Origin of the sequence: Pelagicoccus sp. SDUM812005 (assembly GCF_031127875.1) — a bacterium.
GTDB lineage: Bacteria > Verrucomicrobiota > Verrucomicrobiia > Opitutales > Opitutaceae > Pelagicoccus.
Genome location: NZ_JARXIA010000001.1, coordinates 499,387 through 517,387, shown reverse-complemented (window position 1 = coordinate 517,387; position 18,001 = coordinate 499,387). Strand labels below are relative to the sequence as shown.

Sequence of the window (18,001 nt, the reverse complement as noted above, 5' to 3'; positions counted from 1 at the left end):
AAAATGCCAAACGCCCCTTTCACTCCCTTTCTCAAACGCTGGGCCTACGCCCTCGGCAGCGCCTCAGCCCTTGCTCTCGCAATTCCCGGCACGGCCCAAGACGACCCCACCGAGGATCCGCCAATCAAGTTCGATGGCGAGATCAAGGTAACGCACGCAGGCGACGGCGGCCTTCGCCCCGTCGTCGGAACCCACAACATACAAGTCTACCGCGCCAATCGCCTGGACTCGCAGCACCAGGACGGACTCGACCACACCTACACCCATGCTCCAAACCTGGCCTATTGGAACGGAAAGTTCCACCTGGACTACCTCAGCGCTCCCGTCAGCGAGCACGACAGCCCTACTCCGACCTCCTACACCAGCTCGACCAACGGCATCGACTGGGAACCGCCTCGCTTGATCTTCCCCACCTACGAACTTCCCGACGGCTCCCACCCCTTGACCCACCAGCGCATGAGCTTCTACGTCGCCCCCAACGACATGCTGCTCGCTACCGCATTCTACGGGCTGTATCCACGCCCCAACGACGGTACCGGAATCGGTCGGGCCGTCCGCGAAATCAAAAAGGACGGCAGCTTCGGACCCATATACTACCTTCGCTACAACTCCCAGGAAGGCTGGGACCCCGCAAACGCAGCCAACTTCCCTTTCTACACCGAGAGCAAGGACAAGAAATTCGTCGCCGCCTGCGAAGCGCTCCTCGCCAACAAGCTCATGACCGCGCAATGGTGGGAGGAAGATCGCTCCGAGGACGGATTCTACCGCGAAAAGGGTAAAGCCCTTTCCTACTACCACCTCCCCAACGGGAAGGTCGTAGGCATCTGGAAATACGCCGTCACCATGACCTCCGACGACGAAGGGGAATCTTGGATACGAACCGGATTCGCCCGCAATATTCCCCGCAACGGATCCAAGTACTGGGCTAAGCAAACCAAGGACGGCCGCTACGCCCTCGTATTCAATCCGACAACACGCTTACGCCACCCGCTCGCTATCGCCACCAGCGACGACGGCGAACACTTTTCCAAGCTCCTTTCCGTCCATGGCGAACACGCCGACATTCGTTTTTGGGGCAAATACAAAAGCATGGGGCCCCAATACGTTCGCGGCATCCTCGAGGGAAATGGGACCACGCCCGACAACTACCTCTGGCTAACCTACAGCGTCAACAAAGAGGACATCTGGGTCAGCCGCGTTCCCACGCCGGTCGAGTCAAGCGTGCCCCCCGGGCCCATTTTCGACGACTTCGAAACAGGCAACAAGGACGGTCTCCCCGTCAAATGGAACGTCTACAGCCCTCTCTGGGCCTCGCCACGCGTCGTGGATACAGGCAGCGAGCGCGGCAAAGCGCTCGAACTCAACGACGAAGACCCCTACGACTACGCCTCCGTTACCCGCGTTTTCGAAGAAGGACGCTCCTCGCTCATCCGCTTTAAGCTGCTCGCCAAACAGGTCTTCGGCCGGCTCGAAATCGACGTAGCCAGCGGCGACGGACTTCGTCCCGTGCAAATCGCCTTCACCGAAAACGGCACCATCGAATCGAAGCACGAAGGAGCCTGGAAGCCGGGTGGCACCTACCGCCCCGACGAGTGGATCGATGTCGAACTGGACGTCAATCCGGGCAACAACCACGAACGCTTCCAGCTTCGCATCAATGGCGAAGAGGTACTCTACCGCATCGCCTACTTTTCCGACTTCCCCGAGACCACCGAGCGCCTGACCTTCCGCACCGGAAAATACCGCTATCGGGGCGAAGGTGGAATCGACCTTCCGGATCCTGACTTCAAGACGCCAAACGCAGTGTTCCTGATAGACGACGTATCCATAGAAGCAAACAGGTAGAGAGCGTCCTTGGTCGCGAACCAAGCCAAATCTCATTCCCCATGAAACACGTTTTCAAACGATTCATAGTGGCGGCCCTTATTGCCGCCACCGCAGCTGCTAACGCCCAGATTCCGACAGGATCCGCTTACCGCGGTCACCAAATCCTCGATACGGACTGGAAAACGACCACTGAACTGGATCCGCGGAGCGACACCTTCCAAAATGCCGCTTTCGACGACAGCGACTGGAAACGCGTATCCGTTCCCCACAACTGGGATGGCTACGAAGGCTACCGCCAAGCCAAGCACGGCGTACACCACGGCAGCGCCTGGTATCGCAAGAGCTTCACCGTGCCCTCCTCCGAACGCGGGCGCCAAGTATCCCTCTTTTTCGAAGGAGTCGGCTCCTATGCCACCGTCTGGGTGAACGGCCAATACGTCGGCGAACACGCCGGCGGGCTTACCACTTTCTCCATCGACATCACTCATGCGATCTCCTTCGACGCGCCTAACCAACTTTCCGTCCAAGCCGACCATCCCGCCCACATTCGCGACCTCCCTTGGGTCTGCGGCGGCTGCGAGCTAGCCTACGGATTCTCGGAAGGCACCCAACCCTTCGGAATCTTCCGCCCTGTCCATCTCGTCACCACAAATCCGATACGCATCTCTCCCTTCGGCGTTCACATCTGGAGCAATCAGGACGTCTCCGAAAACGGAGCCACCCTGCATGTATCCACCCAAATAGAATACAACTCCGAACCCAATGGCCAAGTCCCCATCCTCCTCAAGCAACAGCTCGCTGACCACACTGGCCACGTGCTTGCCGAAACCTTGAGCAGCGACCTAAACAATCCCATCCCGCTCTCCCTGGCCCAAGTCAGACTCTGGCATCCCGATCATCCTTACCTCTACACCGTCACCACCCAGATCATGCAGGGAGGCAAGGTCCTCGACGAAGTCCGCACTCCCTACGGCATCCGCTCCGTCTCCTGGCCCGACCTCAACGGCCCCAGCGACCAGCCCCTCCTCATCAACGGAAAACCTTTCTTCCTCAACGGCGTCGCCGACTACGAGCACCTACTCGGTCAAAGCCACGCCTTTTCTCCAGAGCAAATAAACACGCGCGCCTCCAAGATCCACGCCGCTGGCTTCAACATCTTCCGCGACGCCCACCACCCTCACAACCTTCGCTTCAACCAAATCTGGGACCGCGACGGCATGCTTTGGTGGACCCAGTTCGGCGCCCATATCTGGTTCGAAAACGAGGCCTTCCAATCCAACTACAAAACCCTCCTTCGCGACTGGATCAAGGAACGCCGCAACAGCCCCTCCCTCATTCTCTACGGCCTGCAGAACGAATCCAAACTACCCGCCTGGTTCGCCAAGGAATGCGCCGACATAATCCGCGAGATGGATCCCACCGCCAGTATCCAGCGGCCCATTACCACCTGCAACGGGGGCGAAGGCACCGACTGGGATGTCGCCCAAAATTGGTCCGGCACCTACGGAGGCGATCTCTACAACTACGCCAACGAGATCCGCCAACAGCGCCTCGTGGGCGAATACGGAGCCTGGCGCAGCATCGACCTGCACAGCGAAGGCGGCTTCATCGAGGACGGCATCCTCTCCGAAGACCGCATGGCTGCCCTCATGGAAACCAAGGTCCGCCTCGCCGAGACCGTTCGCGACAAGGCTATCGGCCACTTCGCCTGGCCCATGACCACCCACCAAAACCCCGGACGCAACGTCGGTGGCAGCGGTCAGCAAACCACCGACGGCATCCGCGAGCTCGACCAAATCGGCCCCGCCAACAACAAAGGCCTGCAAACCATTTGGGGCGAACCGCTGGACGTCTTCTACATGTACCGCAGCAACTACACGCCAGCGAATCAAGATCCCATGGTCTACATCGTCTCCCACACTTGGCCCGACCGCTGGACCGAACCCGGGCTGAAAGACGGCATCATCGTCTACTCGAATTGCGACGAAGTAGAACTCTTCAACGACCTCGGCCGCAAATCCCTCGGCGTCCGCAAGCGCGGTCCCCGCGGCACCCACTTCACTTGGAACCAAGTCGACATCCAATACAACACCCTCTACGCCGAAGCCCGCATCGACGGTCAAACTGTCGCCACCGATATCATCCAGTTCCACCACCTTCCTCCCGCTCCGCTCGCTTCCGCTGCCAACGCCAAGGAAGACCCGATCCAAGCCAAGACCCATGATCGCAACTACCTCTACCGCATCAATTGCGGCGGTCCTGACTATACGGATACAAACGGAAACCTCTGGCTCGCCGACCAAAGTGACGGCGAATCCGCAACCTGGGGCTCCACCTCATGGGGCGATCGCTTCGCCAACCTCCCCTCCGCCTTCGGCAGCAAACGCCGCGTCTACCACCCGATCAACGGTACCCGCGACGACCTCCTCCTGCAGTCCTTCCGCTACGGCCGCGACGAGCTCTCCTACCGCTTCGAACTCCCCAACGGAAACTACGAAGTCGAACTCTATTTCATCGAGCCCTGGTATGGCATCGATTCATCGAAAGACGTGGCCGGCTGGCGCCTCTTCGACATCGCCCTCAACGGAGAAACCCGTATCCAAAATCTCGACATCTGGAGCGAAGTCGGCCCCGCCACCGCTCTTTCCCAAAGGCTCCCCGTTAAGATCACCGACGGCGAACTAACTATCAGCTTCCCCGAAGTCCGCTCCACGCAAGCCGTTCTCTCTGCTATCGCCATTTCGACGAGCAACAAGCGGAAGATCTCCGCAAAAACGGACCGCTTGATAACCGCCCTCAAGAGCTCCCACCCCTCTACCTCAGCCAAAACGTGGCTCGACACCGGAGACAAACTCTTCAGCGACGCCGCTTCCACGCTAGCTGACCTCTCCTATCCACTCCGCGAAAGCGAATGGATCCAGCTCGATTCCTCGGCAGTGACTCGCCCAGGTTTCTCCGCAGCATTCACGCTCTCCCAAGACGCCGACATTTTCATCGCGATAGCGGAGCCCAAACCCGCGTGGCTATCCAGCTGGGAAAAATCGGAGTTTAACCTGAGCACGGCAAATCCAGACCACAGAGAAATACCCGTCTACCGAAAACGCTTCAACAGAGGTGAAGAGGTTTCGCTCGGATCAGGGACCGCCTACATCCCAATCGTCAAAAGACGCCCCGAGCCCGCCCCCGCCACAAGCGTATCCAACTTCACGGTACGCGGCAGCCAGGTGTCCCAACAATGGCAAGCCATCGCCAATCTCCGCTCCGGTCGCTCCCTCTACAGCGACGGCGGCCCCAGCATAGAGCGCTTCTACTCCCGCCTCAGCGACTGCGATTGGCTCAGAGGCCCTCAAGCTGACGCCCTAAATCCAGATTTAGAAATCACCTTCTCCGTCGACGACCACACCGAGGTCTACCTCGCCCTCGACCCCGGCATAGCCACTAGGCCTGAATGGCTGCAAGACTGGATCCCCACCAACTTCTACATTCAGCCTCTCGGCTCCGACCGAATCTCCATGCTCAAACGTCGCTACGCCCCCGGCGAAACCGTCAGGCTCGGCCCCAACGGCATCCTTCCCGATGGCTCCGCCGCCAAGCTCTACAGCGCAGTAGTCCGCTCGGTACGGGAATCCTTCCTCAAGCCCATCACCAAACACCAACCCGAAAACGGCATCGCGGAATGGGAAATCTACGTCGGCGTGGGCGACCGTTACGGACTGAACGTCCCGTACCGCTACCAAGGCGAAACGCCCCTCGAAGCGAAACTCGAAATCACGTCCAACATCGACGGTAGCCTCATCTGCGACGACACCTTCACCATCGCTCCCAGTATCGGAAATCCGGTGACAGACGTCATTCGCCTCCGCACCTGCGACAGCATCAACGCCGGCAACTACACCATCCGCTTCAGCTTCGAACCCGGAACCAATATAAGCTTCCAGAACGTCACCGTTGAATGATCGCACCGCTACGCTGGCAACCAACGTTCTAGACCATGCCAAAAAAAGCCCCACTACGAAAGTGGGGCCAACTGCAAAGAGGCGAAGGACTACGATTCCAATTTCACCGGGTTTGTAAGCTCCCCGATCCCTTCGATCTCGATCGTCACTTCGTCCCCCTCCTTCAACCACTTAGGCGGATTGAAGGCCATGCCCACTCCGTGAGGCGTTCCGGTCAAAATGACCGTCCCGGGAACCAGCGTCGTGCTTCCACTCAGAAACTCGATAATCGCCGGCACATCGAAAATCATGTCATCCGTATTCCAATCTTGGACACGCTCGCCATTGAGCACTGTAGCTATTTTCAAGGCATTTGGATTCGGAATCTCGTCCGTCGTCACCAAACGCGGTCCTAGCGGAGCAAAGGTATCGAAAAACTTGCCACGGCACCACTGCCCGCCGCCCAGCTTGATCTGCCAGTCGCGGGCCGAAACATCGTTCGCGCACGTGTAGCCGAGCACGTAGTCCAGCGCCTCCTCGCGCTTAACGTTCTTGCACGGCTTGCCAATCACCACCGCCAGCTCGCACTCATAGTCCACTTCCGAGCTCGCCATCGCGGTTGGGATCTCAATCGGGTCTCCCGGGTTCTGCAGCGTATTGACTCCCTTCACGAAGAGAATTGGCCGTTCGGGCATCTTGGCTTTCGTCTCCTCCGCGTGCTTCTTGTAGTTAAGTCCAACACACAAGATTTGAGTCGGCACGACCGGCGCCAAAAGCTTCACCACGTCCGCCTTCTCAGTCGTAACGTCATAGTCGCCAAATATGTCGCCCTCGATCCGCAATGCCGATCCATCAGACTGTTCCGCTCCGTAGCGAGCCTCTCCCGCCGTATCCAAATAACGTATAATCTTCATAAAACGATTTCTCCCTTTTCTAAGAATGCGTACTAGTTCGTGAAATTCTTGGGCTAAAACAAGCGCCTACTTTCCCGCGGACCAACCACCGTCTATCAACTGGCAACTCCCCGTCACCATCGCTGACTCGTCACTGGCCAGGTAATGCGCCATCGCCGCAATTTCCTCCGGCTTTCCCATGCGGCCATTCAACTGAGTCGAAGCCATCTCGCGATACGCCGCTTCGGGATCCGCGTACTCAGCGATTCGCGCTTTCACGAAAGGCGTCTCCACTCTTCCAGGACAAATCGCATTAAAGCGAACCCCCGTATGCGAATGATCCAACGCCAGCACCCGCGTCAGCCCGACCACCGCATGCTTGCTCACGGTATAGGCAAGCCTGTCCCGCACGCCCACGATCCCCCCAATCGACGCCATGTTGATCACGCTTCCACGCCCTTGCTGCAGCATCGACGGAACAAACGCCTTGCACAGGTTAAAAGGTCCACGGACATTAACCGCGTGCAAGCGATCGAGGTCCTCCGCTTCCGTTTCCAACAACCCTCCCACGTGGCCGACTCCAGCATTGTTCACCAAAATATCGATCGCTCCCAATCGTTCCGCCAAGGCTTTCGCCGCTCCAGCGTCCGAAACGTCCAACGCTTCGAACTCCGCCTTACCGCCGGCCGCCCGAATTCGTTCGACCGTAGCATTTCCCTCCGCTTCGTTGCGGTCTACAACCCAGACCCATGCGCCAGCCTCGCCAAAGCGAAGGGCGATCGCCTCTCCGATCCCCGAACCCGCTCCTGTGACGACCGCTCGTTTTCCATTCAAATCAAACACGATAAATCCTTTCCGCATTCTGATAGTAGAGTTTCGACAACTCACTATCGCTCGCCCCCGAACAGAGCTCCTTCGACGTCTCCAACCAGGTTTTCAGGTCCGTCGTCACGGTACAAACCGGCCAATCGCCGCCCCAGACCAAGCGATCCCAGCCAAAAAGCTCAACCACCCGATCGAACCAGGGACGCAAGGTATCCACATTCCAATTTTCTCGGTCAACGTATGCAACCAATCCGCTTACCTTGCAAGCCACCACATTCGCGCACTGAGACAGCTCGCTCAACTGCAGAGACCAGGACTCAAAAGCTCCACCTTTGATATCCGGCACCCCGCAATGATCCAACACGAAGCTCACCTCCGGGCATGCCTTAACTAGCTCTACAGCAACGGGTAGTTGCCGTGACAAGACACAAAGATCGAAAACTAGACCGTGCTGCGGCAGCTCCCGCAGGTTGTTTCTAAACGTAGAACTTTGCGAAAAGCCATCGTCCTGCGTATGCAACACACGACGAAGCCCCCTCAATTTCGACAGTCTCAACAAGCGATTCAACTGCCCCGAAAAGTCCTCCGACTCAAACGATGCGGTCGCTACGATACCAGCGATCAAAGGGTTTTCCTCCGCCAAAAGCTGCGCCCATCGCGCTTCCTCCAAACCATGCGGAGCATCGACATCGCATTCCATAAAGATCGCTTTGCTCACATCCGTTCCGGCCACTGCTTGCCGGTAATCATCTAAATTGAAGCTACGGTTCAAAACAGGTAATCCAGAAGTCCAAGAATACTGGAAACGATCAAGTTCCCAAAGGTGCTGGTGCGTATCTACGATTCTCATACAACAGTCCCTTTTTCTTTCAGTGACCTGCCTCAGCAACTTCCGCTGATCCTAAGAAATTCCCGTAGGTTATCAGACCGACCGCCGCTACCAGCAAAGCCAATGCAAGCAACATATAGCCAAAAGTCTTCGAACGAGCTCCCTTCCACTCTCCAATCAACACCCCAAATCCGCTACTCAGCAAAATAAGGATGATCATGTGAATCGCCCAACTGGAAAACTTGAAGTCTCCCATACGAATGTGACCCAATCCATAGAAGAAGAACTGCAGGTACCACATTATTCCTGTCGCGATAGCCAACAGGTAATTAATCCCTAGCCCCTTGCCGTCCTCGGTCCGAGAAAACTCACCCCAACTTCGAGACCGACCTGCAAGAAATAGTACATACAACAAAGTGGTCAGAAACGCCCCGTTCATAGTGAAGGGATACTTCGCAAGCTCCTGAAAGTTTCCGGCCCCATAGGCTGCAGCGACTTCCGCGATGGGAGCCCCGGCTTCCAACGAAAAGTTAAAAACTGCGCTCAGCACTCCCGCGACCACGCAGATCGGCAAACCGAGCTTAACATTGAAACCACTGCCTTCCCGCTTCCCATCCGCGGTCAGCTCACGTTCTTTTCGAAAACCTGCTAAGCCCGATATGATCATCGCAACGAAACCTAGGGCCACGCCGCCAACTACGATCATGCCCCCGTCTTGCTGCAGCTTTTCCGCTAGTATGCCATTGATCAACGGCATGAAAAGCGTCCCTATCAAACAAGAGAACCCAATCGCGATCGCATAGGTCAGCGAAAAGCCAATATAGCGAATTGCCACCCCGAATGCGATTCCTCCCACTCCGTACAAAACGCCGTATCCAAACGCTAACCACATTGCATCGCTCGGTGACTCGCTCAATACGCTCCCGTACTCAGGCACGAACAAATAGGCGAACAACCAAGGCAACACCAGCCAGCACACCGCCGCTTGAGCCAGCCAATAGGTTTGCCAGCTCCACTTATGCAGAAATTTCTGTGGCGAATAACAAAGCGCCGCGCTCGCCGCGCCGATCGTGTGCAACAAGGTTCCAAGTATTGGGGATGCTTCTAAGATCATGGGGTAGGAATAGGTTATAAGCTAAATTCGTTTTCGATACGTTCCGTGTGCTGGCCCACACGCGGAGCGCCCACCGAAGATTTGAAACGCTCTCCATCAATCGTGATCGGACAGCGCGTGGTCTTGAGAGTTGGCCCGTCCTCTCGCGTAACGTCTTGCACAAAGTCCAACGCCTGAAACGCTTCCGTTTCCCAAAGCCGCGGCCAGGAGAGCACGTCTGCGCACCAAAAATCTGCTGCCTCCAAAATCGACAACCAATGCTTGGTCGGCTGAACCTGTAGGTGCTTCCCCAATACGGACTTGATTTCGTCTCGGCGGGAAAACCAAAGCTCCGAATCTTCGTATTCCTCCAACGCTGGACAACCGATAAGTTTTCCCAAGGTCACTATCGACCCCATCGCCAAGGCAAGGTAGCCGTCCTGCGTCTCATAGATTCCATATGGAGCTCCCAGATAGGCATGCCCGTTGTTCACCGCGCTTCGCTGCGGCTCACGCCCCCCGTCGTTAAGGTAAGTGGTGGTCACCTCGAACTGAAGATCAAGTACCGATTCAAGAAGGCTTACCTCTACCAACCCACCCTTTCCGCTAATTCCGCGACGTACCAAAGTCGCCAAAATCCCCTGCACCAAATGGGCGCTCGCAGTCAAATCGGCCACAGCTAGACCAAAGGGCATCGGCGGTTGGCCCGCATTTCCGTTCAGCCAGACAAGCCCTGAAAGCGCTTGAGCCAAGAGATCCTGACCTGGTTTGCCCACCCACGGTCCTTCGCTTCCGTACCCGGAAACCACGCTGTATACGATTTTTGGATTCAGAGCTTTGCATACCTCGTAACCAAGTCCGATGCGCTCCATTACGCCGGGACGAAAGTTTTGAATCAATACGTCTGCCTTAGCAATCAAAGCCTTAACCTTCTCCAGGTCATCCGCATCCTTCAGATTCGCTGCATAACTCTGCTTATTGCGATTAATCGAATGAAACAGCGTGCTGTCTCCATCCAGCGAAAGGTCGGAGATGTAAAGTTGCCGACAGATATCGCCGCTTCCTGGGCGTTCGATCTTAATCACCCGAGCTCCCAGGTCCGCCAAACGCGTCGCCGCCCAAGGCCCAGCAAGAAACTGGGAAAAATCTAAGACTAAGAGTCCTTCTAGTGGTTTCATCAAATTACTTATTCACCGTTTCTCACTGTATCTCGGTAGAGAGCGTCGAGCGCCTCCAGCGTTTCCGTTGCGCTCGCCTCACCTTTGAGGCCGCGATGCAGCACAGGACCACCCATTTCTTGAAAGCGAGTGTATCCACAGTATCGCGGACGCAGAAAAGAACGATCCAAAACAGAAATCGTATCCGATAGATAGTTACCCGTTAAAGCATTGTTAAGTTTATCCTCCCACGCCTTTCGATGTCCCGGTTGCCCACCTGCCGGAGTCGCGAGACAACGCTGCGTCTCACCGGAAGCCGCAAATTCCACATACTGCCTCACGAGGTCGAGTTGCTTGGTCTGAGAGGATATAGCCAGTCCCGTACCTCCCAGCGTAGTCGCCAGAGGCACGCCCCCGTAAGCCGGCGGTTCACCGAATTTGAGCCGTCGCTCTCCGTAGCCTTCCCTGGCGTAGTTGATGTAACCATACGCGAGGGGACAATAGACAGCGGACGTGTTCGCGGCACTCGAAACTAGGTTGTGCGAATCAATCGGATTGCGCGACCAACAACCCTCGTCGCAACGTTCCACCAACTGCCGCAAAGTCTCCAAAGCCTGAACACCCGCTTCCCGCGAAACCACTTGATCCTTCGATTCGAAGGGCTTTTCGCCGTGAGCGATACACAGGCTGTAAAAATTCATCAGACAGTAGATCGGAGCCGCGGGGATTTCCACATGCCCCCGATCTGCCAATCGCAGCAAGGACTCCCAATCAACAGGAAGCTCCAAGCCGAGCTCCTCCATCAAGTCCTCGCGCCAGAACGCCACCGGAGCTGCAGCATCGATCGCCAGTGCCCATTGTCCTCCCGCGTAGTGATAGCTTTCATGCGAACCGCCCACCGAGTTTGCTTTTTGGTCCTCCAAAAACGAAGCCGACAAACAATCCTCCAGATTTAGTAAAGTGCCATGCTTCGCCGCGTATCCAACAAACGGATGATCGATGATCATCATATCATACCGTTCCGCCAAAACTTCCACTGGATACTCCTCGAAGTCCTTCAGCGATCGCTTTTCCCAAAGAACCCTCACCCCAGGATTCAACTCCTCAAAGCGCTGCCCGCTCGCTACCATCGGCAAATAGCCGCGCGAGTGATCCCAGGTCATTCCTCTTAAAACTGTCCTATCCATTAAAATATTCTCTTCCCGTAGCGCGGCGCTTCAGACCGCGGCCCATCGAACGTCCTGAGCCTTGTGATTATCGAGTATCTTGCGGTTAAAAATTCAGCCCCCATTACTCCGGTATCGGGGTCCCCCCACTCGCGTTCGAAATATACGAAGCCTCCACTACCGCCATAGTCTTGAAGGCGTCTTCCACTGAAGTCGGTAGCTCCTCCGTCTCGCCGTCGGCAAAGCGCATCAAACTGGCCATCGTCCCGATGAAAGCGTGCGGATACCAGCTGCCCTGCAGTTCCACGCTCTGCCACTCGCCTGGCTTTCCGTCCTCGTCCAAGGTACAATACTCCAGAGCGTCAGGTTCCCCATCCGGATAGTTCATGAGCAAACCCAAAGTCGCCTTGATAGCCCCTTTGGTCCCCTCCCATTTCACGTAGCTCTGCTGATGCTTCAGTCCGAAGTTGTGCCCGTGGTTCGCGCTGATATTGGCCCGCTTCAGTTGACCATAGTCCAACGCGATATTGGTGCGCGTGGAAGCGAGCTTTTTTGTATCCGGATGCTTCACGGTCTTAGCATAGACCCCACGTGGTTCACCGAAAAACGAGCGGACCAGATCTACGTAGTGAACGCTGTGATACAAAATCTCTACTCGCGGAATCCCTTCCAAAAAGGTCCACAGGTGCCACGGCATGTAAACGGTCACCCGCACCGCCAGGTCGTGCAGCTCGCCAATCACCCCCTTTTCGATCAAGTCCCGTGCTGCCATTATATAAGGAGCATAGCGTAGCTGGAAATTGACCGCCGCTTTCAATCGCTTCCTACGACACAAGGCCAAAAGCTCCCGAGCTTCCTCCAAGTTCTCCCCAAAGGGCTTTTGCAACAATGCGGTCGCTCCATCAGGCAAAGCCGCCACCACCTTCTTCAAACCCACCGCCGGCACCGCCACATCGAAAACGACCGTTTCCGGATCCTGAGCGCAGGCTTCCTCCAGGCTTCCATAAACGGTCTCAATACCGAAGTCCAAAGCCAGCTTCTCAGCTTTCTCCCGGTCGATGTCGTAGATTCCCGCTACTTCAAAACCGGCCAAACGGTAAGCTGGCAAATGAGCGTCACGTACGATTCCGCCAGCGGCCAATACGACGATAGGACGCGGCTTCTGGGGCAGAATGGGAGTCTGGCAAAGAGGAAGGGGCATTTTTATTTGCAAAATGTCTTTTCATATACGAAACGTTTCAAGCTTTAAATACGCGTCCTTCGTTCTACCCATGACCAAAGCCCCCCAATACAAAGTCCCTGCCCTGGAAAAAGGTCTCGATATCCTCGAAGCCCTGGCTGCCGACCCAATTCCACTCTCCCTAGCCGAGTTGGCGAGCCGACTGGACCGCAGCAGCAGCGAACTTTTCCGCATGCTCAATTGCCTCGAGCATCGCAACTACGTCGAGCGAGATACCGTATCCGGTAAATACCTACTATCCCTCAAGCTCTACGCCTTATCTCACACGCACTCCGCCGCCGTACGCTTAGCCCAGAGCGCCATCGGCCCTATGCAGGAGCTTACCGAAACGATCCGCGAATCCTGCCACCTCAGTCTCCTCGACAGAGGGCGCCTTCTGGTTGTATCCCAAGTCGAAAGCCCATCGCCCATTCGCCTATCCATAGAAGTCGGCTCCCGCTTCGACCCGCTTCTTACCGCCTCGGGCCGCTTGCTCCTCGCCCACCTCCCAGAGTCCGCTCGACTTGAGCACCTCAAGAATTCCGACACCTGGAAACAAGCATCTGCCGCGAAACGAAAGAATCTCCTCGGCAACTTAACGGACCTCGCTTCGCAGGCATCGACCGAGGCCGAGAGCGACAGCGTCGAAGGCGTCGAAGATATTTCAACCCTAGTCGGGCACTCGGAGAGCGGCTTGCTCGCTGCCCTCACAATCACGCGCTTCCGCAGCAAAAAACAATCCACGACGAAAGCCGCCATCTCTAAACGACTCCTCGAGACAGCCGGCAACATTACCAAAACACTCGGCCTCGCCACAAACTAGCCCCCTTCCGACCATGAAATCGATCTACTTCGAAGACTACCAAATCGGCGAATCCCGCAGCTCTACCGGGCGAACCATCACCGAGACGGATATCGTCATGCACGCAGGCCAAACCGGCGACTTCTATCCGCACCACATGGACGCCGAATGGTGCAAGACCCAGGACTTCAAGCGCCGCATCGCCCACGGTACCCTTATTTTTAGCGTCGCAGTCGGCCAGACAGCCGGAGAAATCAACCCCGAAGCCTTCTCCTACGGCTACGACAAAATCCGCTTTATCAAGCCAGTCTTCATCGGCGACACCCTCACCTCCCGTTGCACCATCAAAGAAAAGAAAGACGACCCTAAGCGACCCGACTACGGTCAAGTCATCGAGTTAGTGGAAGCCATCAACCAAGAGGGCAAAACCGCGCTCATCGCCGAGCACGTGCTTCTGGTCAAGAAGAAGACCTAACGCCAAGAGTTTCCTAGCGTCACCACAACCCTGATACAAAAAGTCAATTTCCTAGTCTCGATGCCCCATCCCTTAACCCGCCGCCGCTTCCTGGAACTCTCCTCCCTCACCGGTCTCGGCCTCCTCCTCGCCCCCCTCACCTCCTGCAACCGAGTCTACGCACCCGCCGCCCCGGCATCCCCCGATTCCTTCGCGACCCTCTTCGCCAGCCCGCCCCGTCCCTACCAACCCAAGTTCCGCTGGTGGTGGCCGCACGGCCTGGTCGAGCCCGAACAAATCCGCCGCGAGATCGACAGCATGGCCGATGCGGGATTTGGCGGAGCCGAAATCGCCGACGTTCACCATAGCGCCCGCGGTGTCGACCTATCCGCCGACACTCATGGCTGGGGATCCCACCCTTGGCGCGCCGCGGTGCAAGCCGCTCTCGAGCAAGCTGCCAAGCATGGCATGAGCATCGATCACTCCATCGGGCCAAGCTGGCCTGCGGCTAGCAACCTAATCACTCCCGACAGCGTCGGCGCGTGCAAGGAACTCGCCACCGAAATCTTCGCTCTCGACTCCGGCCGATCATTCGAGGGTCTCCTCCCCAAGCCAGACAATTCCAAAAACAAGGCCACCCCCGTCCTCCAAGCAGTACAGGCCCTCAAACTCGCGGATGTACCCCAGCTTGAAGGCAAGGAATACGTCGCGCGACGCGACTCCCTGATCGATCTCCTCCCCCTCGTATCCAATAATCAATTATCTTGGACTCCTCCCGATAACGGAAACTGGCTAATCCTCTGCTACTGGCTGCGTGGCTCCGCCCAACAACCCGAGGGCGGGCCCCACTCGGAACCAGAGTTCTACGTGGTCGACCACTTCAGCGCCGCCGGAACCGCCGCCATCGTCGACCTCTGGCAAAAGAAAGTCCTCACCCCAACTCTCGCGCCGCTCATCAAGCAAGTCGGCGGCTGCCTCTTCGAAGATTCCATCGAGATGGAAACCCACGAGACCATTTGGACGCCGAAGCTTTTCGATGAGTTCGAGAAGCGACGCGGCTATTCCCTCCTTCCGTACCTTCCGCTCGTCGTCCAGAAGAAGGAAGACCCCTTCATCAAATACCAGGACTTCGACTCCAAGCACATCGAACATGACTGGTGGCAAACTCTCTCCGAGCTCTTCCTCGAACACCACTTCGAAGCCCTGAAGGTCTGGGCCCACAGCATCGGCCTCGGCTTCCGCGGCCAACCCTACGGATTGAAAACCGATGCCGTCCGCGCCGCCGCCACCCTCGATATCGCAGAAGGGGAATCCCTCGGCTTCAAGAACCTCGACGACTACCGCTCCCTCGCTGGCGGTCGGGACATGGGCGGCAACAAGATCCTCTCCAACGAAGCGGGAGCTTTCCAAGGCCTTGCCTATTCTACCACCTGGAAGCGTGTCCTTCAGAAGCTCAACCCGCAGTTCGCCGCCGGAGTCAACCAAACCGTGCTCCACGGCTACTCCTACGCTGAGGCCCCGGGCGCCAACTGGCCGGGCTTCTCCGCCTTTTCCCCTTATTCAGGCGGCCCCGGCTACTCGGAATCTTGGGGTCCACGCCAACCGAGCTGGACCCACATTACCGACATCTCCGGCTACTTTTCACGCGTCCATTTCCTCCTCCAGCAAGGCCAACCGCAAATCGACGTCGCCTTCCTTCGCCAAAAAGGCTACGCCGGATCAGGCTTCGGCGCTCCCTGGTTCAGCAAAGAAGGAGTATTCATCGGATGGACACACGAATTCATTTCGCCTTCCACCCTTGAACTTCCCACGGCCACCGTGCGCGACCGGCAGCTCGCCCCCGACGGTCCCGCCTTCCAAGCCCTCGTGTTCGAGGGCGACGCCTTCCACGGCCGCAAATGCACCTTCGAAATCCCAGCCGCTCGCAAAGTCCTGCACCTCGCCCGATCCGGACTCCCCATCCTCGCCATCGGCGACTGGAGCGAACCTACGTGTTCCGGCATCCCCAATCCGAAATCGGACGCGATTCTCAAGGAGATTTTCTCCGAGATCCTCGAACAAGCTTCGGTCGTCACGGTTCCAAGCCGTGAATACATCGAAGAGGGCTTGCAAAAGCTGGATCTTCGCCCTCGCATCTCCCATTCGAAGGCCGACATCGTGCATGCAGAACGCCGCACCGAAAACGGCCGCTGGTTCTACTTTTGCAACCAATCCAGCGAAATGCCAACGAACGAAACGCTAACGGTTCCGCTTTCGGGCTCTCACCGCTACCCTCACCTCCTCGACCTCTGGACAGGCAAGATCACCCAACTGCAAACCCGAGAAGTCCAGGAAGATTACATCGATATCCCCCTAACTCTCGGCCCCAAGGAAAGCTTTGCCTTCTGCCTTACCGATAGACCCATTGGCGAAGAAGAACGTAACATAAGCGCTCACCATCAGGGCCAAATTCAAAGCCTTCAATTAAAGGACTGGCGACTAAGCGTCGAAAGCTGGCTCCCAGGAGAAAGCCCCTCCAGCACTCGCAAAGAAGCGACATCCCTTTCTATCGCACACGCCCTTCCTTGGAGCGAGCTCCCAGAATATGAAAACAGCTCCGGCATCGGAAGCTACGAGTGCCGCTTCCAGGCAAGCCCGGAAATAGCCCGATCGCCGAGAGCGGCCCTCCAGTGGAGCGAAGCCTTCGACACCCTACGGATATCGATCAACGGAAGACCGCTTCCTCCCTGCGACCCGCTGCGCAATTCCGTCCTGATCTCCGGCTTCCTCCGCGAGGGAAGCAACACCCTAAAAATCGAAACCAGCTCCACCCTCATCAATCAACTCCGGGTCGCCGCCCCAAAAACCTACAGCATCGCAAAGCGACAAAGCTACGGCCTACGCGGACCTGTGCAAATCCTTTGGTAGAACGCAACTGGCAAGCTTCTCAAAAAGCCTTCCCCCGCCGTCCTTCCGACGGAGCCTTACCTGTCTTTTTAATGTGGATACGGTAAAACTGGGCATAGCTGCCGAAGCCCGCCGCAAGCGAAGCCTCCAAGATGTTCATTCCTATTCCTTCGCCATAGATTTCCCGAAACGCGCGAAAGCGCTGCTCGCTGCGGTAGTCCGATAGCGATTGCCCCATCTGCTTCTTGAAGAGCCGGCTCAAATGTTCGGAAGACAACCCGACTTGCCGTGCCAACTCAGTCAGCGACTCTCTTGCCGGTTCACGACACAGGGCAATCGCCGCCCTGAAAACGCTTGGATGCAAGGCCTTCGACTCAAGCGCTTCCCCATCGCTTTGCCTCATCTCCTGCCAGGCCACTAGCAACAAATAACGAATACATCCATTAAACAGGTCAGCATTTTCCGAATACGCTCGCCAGCCATTCTCACAAAGCCCACGCAAGTGCTCGAAAGTCCCTGGTCTCAGCTGCGCAAAAACACGCCCTTCAGCCTCTGACCGACGTAGTGGCACAAACATCGCCGTCTTGCAGGCGCTCTTCAGCAAACGCGGCCGAAAGACGTACACCCACATCTCGAAGTCGTCTGAACTCGCTGATAGCGCGTGACTTTGCGAGGGAAACAGCCAGAGCAAGGCACCTTCCCTCAAAGCCAAACGACGCCCGTCGACCAGGTATTCAGCAGTCCCCCGAACCACTAAATTGAGCTCCAGCTCCTCGTGCGAGTGCAAGGGGCGCTCAGCCGGAACCGGGCCCCTCACCCAATAAGCTTTCCCTTCCAACTCCTCCCTGATTTCAAGCGATTCCTTCATCGGCCCAGCAAATCAAATCATGCAAACTTTTTGCAGCGCCGCGCAAT

The 18,001-nt window shown here is 56.9% G+C and carries 13 protein-coding genes; 5 read left to right on the top strand and 8 right to left on the bottom strand.

Features of this window, described 5'->3' with window-relative positions; genetic code table 11:
* The first annotated feature begins 3 nt into the window (after positions 1-3).
* Both QEH57_RS01935 and QEH57_RS01930 read left to right on the top strand, forming a co-directional pair.
* On the top strand, positions 4-1,845 hold the full coding sequence (locus QEH57_RS01935; protein ID WP_309004981.1) for an exo-alpha-sialidase: 1,842 nt from the start codon (positions 4-6) through the stop codon (positions 1,843-1,845).
* Positions 1,846-1,886: 41 nt separating this feature from the next.
* Complete coding sequence (locus tag QEH57_RS01930) at positions 1,887-5,783, top strand: malectin domain-containing carbohydrate-binding protein (protein ID WP_309004980.1); 3,897 nt, start codon at positions 1,887-1,889, stop codon at positions 5,781-5,783.
* An 89-nt stretch (positions 5,784-5,872) separates the two neighbouring features.
* On the opposite strand, the gene QEH57_RS01925 is transcribed toward QEH57_RS01930, so the two are convergent.
* The 7 genes from QEH57_RS01925 to QEH57_RS01895 all read right to left on the bottom strand — a co-directional run bounded on the left by QEH57_RS01925 (position 5,873) and on the right by QEH57_RS01895 (position 12,926).
* Positions 5,873-6,676 carry a fumarylacetoacetate hydrolase family protein gene (locus QEH57_RS01925; protein WP_309004979.1) on the bottom strand — a complete coding sequence of 268 codons (804 nt, stop codon included), beginning with the start codon at positions 6,674-6,676 and terminating at the stop codon, positions 5,873-5,875.
* 66 nt (positions 6,677-6,742) lie between these two features.
* The gene (locus QEH57_RS01920; protein ID WP_309004978.1) at positions 6,743-7,516 is read right to left on the bottom strand and encodes a glucose 1-dehydrogenase; all 774 of its coding nucleotides are present in this window, start codon (positions 7,514-7,516) and stop codon (positions 6,743-6,745) included.
* Entirely contained in the window at positions 7,491-8,330 is an 840-nt protein-coding gene (locus QEH57_RS01915; RefSeq protein WP_309004977.1) for an amidohydrolase, read from the bottom strand. Before QEH57_RS01915 ends, QEH57_RS01920 begins: the two co-directional genes overlap by 26 nt.
* 19 nt (positions 8,331-8,349) lie before the next feature.
* Positions 8,350-9,423: an L-rhamnose/proton symporter RhaT gene (locus QEH57_RS01910; protein WP_309004976.1), complete on the bottom strand. Its 1,074-nt coding sequence runs from the start codon at positions 9,421-9,423 to the stop codon at positions 8,350-8,352.
* Between the two features lie 14 nt (positions 9,424-9,437).
* Entirely contained in the window at positions 9,438-10,580 is a 1,143-nt protein-coding gene (locus QEH57_RS01905; protein ID WP_309004975.1) for a CaiB/BaiF CoA-transferase family protein, read from the bottom strand.
* A gap of 8 nt (positions 10,581-10,588) precedes the next feature.
* Entirely contained in the window at positions 10,589-11,722 is a 1,134-nt protein-coding gene (locus QEH57_RS01900; protein ID WP_309004974.1) for an ABC transporter substrate-binding protein, read from the bottom strand.
* A gap of 127 nt (positions 11,723-11,849) precedes the next feature.
* On the bottom strand, positions 11,850-12,926 hold the full coding sequence (locus tag QEH57_RS01895) for a Gfo/Idh/MocA family oxidoreductase (protein WP_309004973.1): 1,077 nt from the start codon (positions 12,924-12,926) through the stop codon (positions 11,850-11,852).
* A gap of 70 nt (positions 12,927-12,996) precedes the next feature.
* Here QEH57_RS01895 and QEH57_RS01890 point away from each other — a divergent pair, with 70 nt between their 5' ends.
* From QEH57_RS01890 to QEH57_RS01880, 3 genes are read left to right on the top strand one after another with little or no spacing between them, the layout of a single operon-like run.
* The gene (locus QEH57_RS01890; RefSeq protein WP_309004972.1) at positions 12,997-13,767 is read left to right on the top strand and encodes an IclR family transcriptional regulator; all 771 of its coding nucleotides are present in this window, start codon (positions 12,997-12,999) and stop codon (positions 13,765-13,767) included.
* A gap of 13 nt (positions 13,768-13,780) precedes the next feature.
* Positions 13,781-14,221, top strand: a complete 441-nt coding sequence (locus QEH57_RS01885; protein WP_309004971.1) for a MaoC/PaaZ C-terminal domain-containing protein — start codon at positions 13,781-13,783, stop codon at positions 14,219-14,221.
* A gap of 60 nt (positions 14,222-14,281) precedes the next feature.
* Positions 14,282-17,107, top strand: a complete 2,826-nt coding sequence (locus QEH57_RS01880; RefSeq protein WP_309004970.1) for a glycosyl hydrolase — start codon at positions 14,282-14,284, stop codon at positions 17,105-17,107.
* Positions 17,108-17,126: 19 nt separating this feature from the next.
* Here QEH57_RS01880 and QEH57_RS01875 read toward each other — a convergent pair whose 3' ends face one another.
* The gene (locus tag QEH57_RS01875; RefSeq protein ID WP_309004969.1) at positions 17,127-17,954 is read right to left on the bottom strand and encodes an AraC family transcriptional regulator; all 828 of its coding nucleotides are present in this window, start codon (positions 17,952-17,954) and stop codon (positions 17,127-17,129) included.
* Between the last annotated feature and the right edge of the window lie 47 nt (positions 17,955-18,001).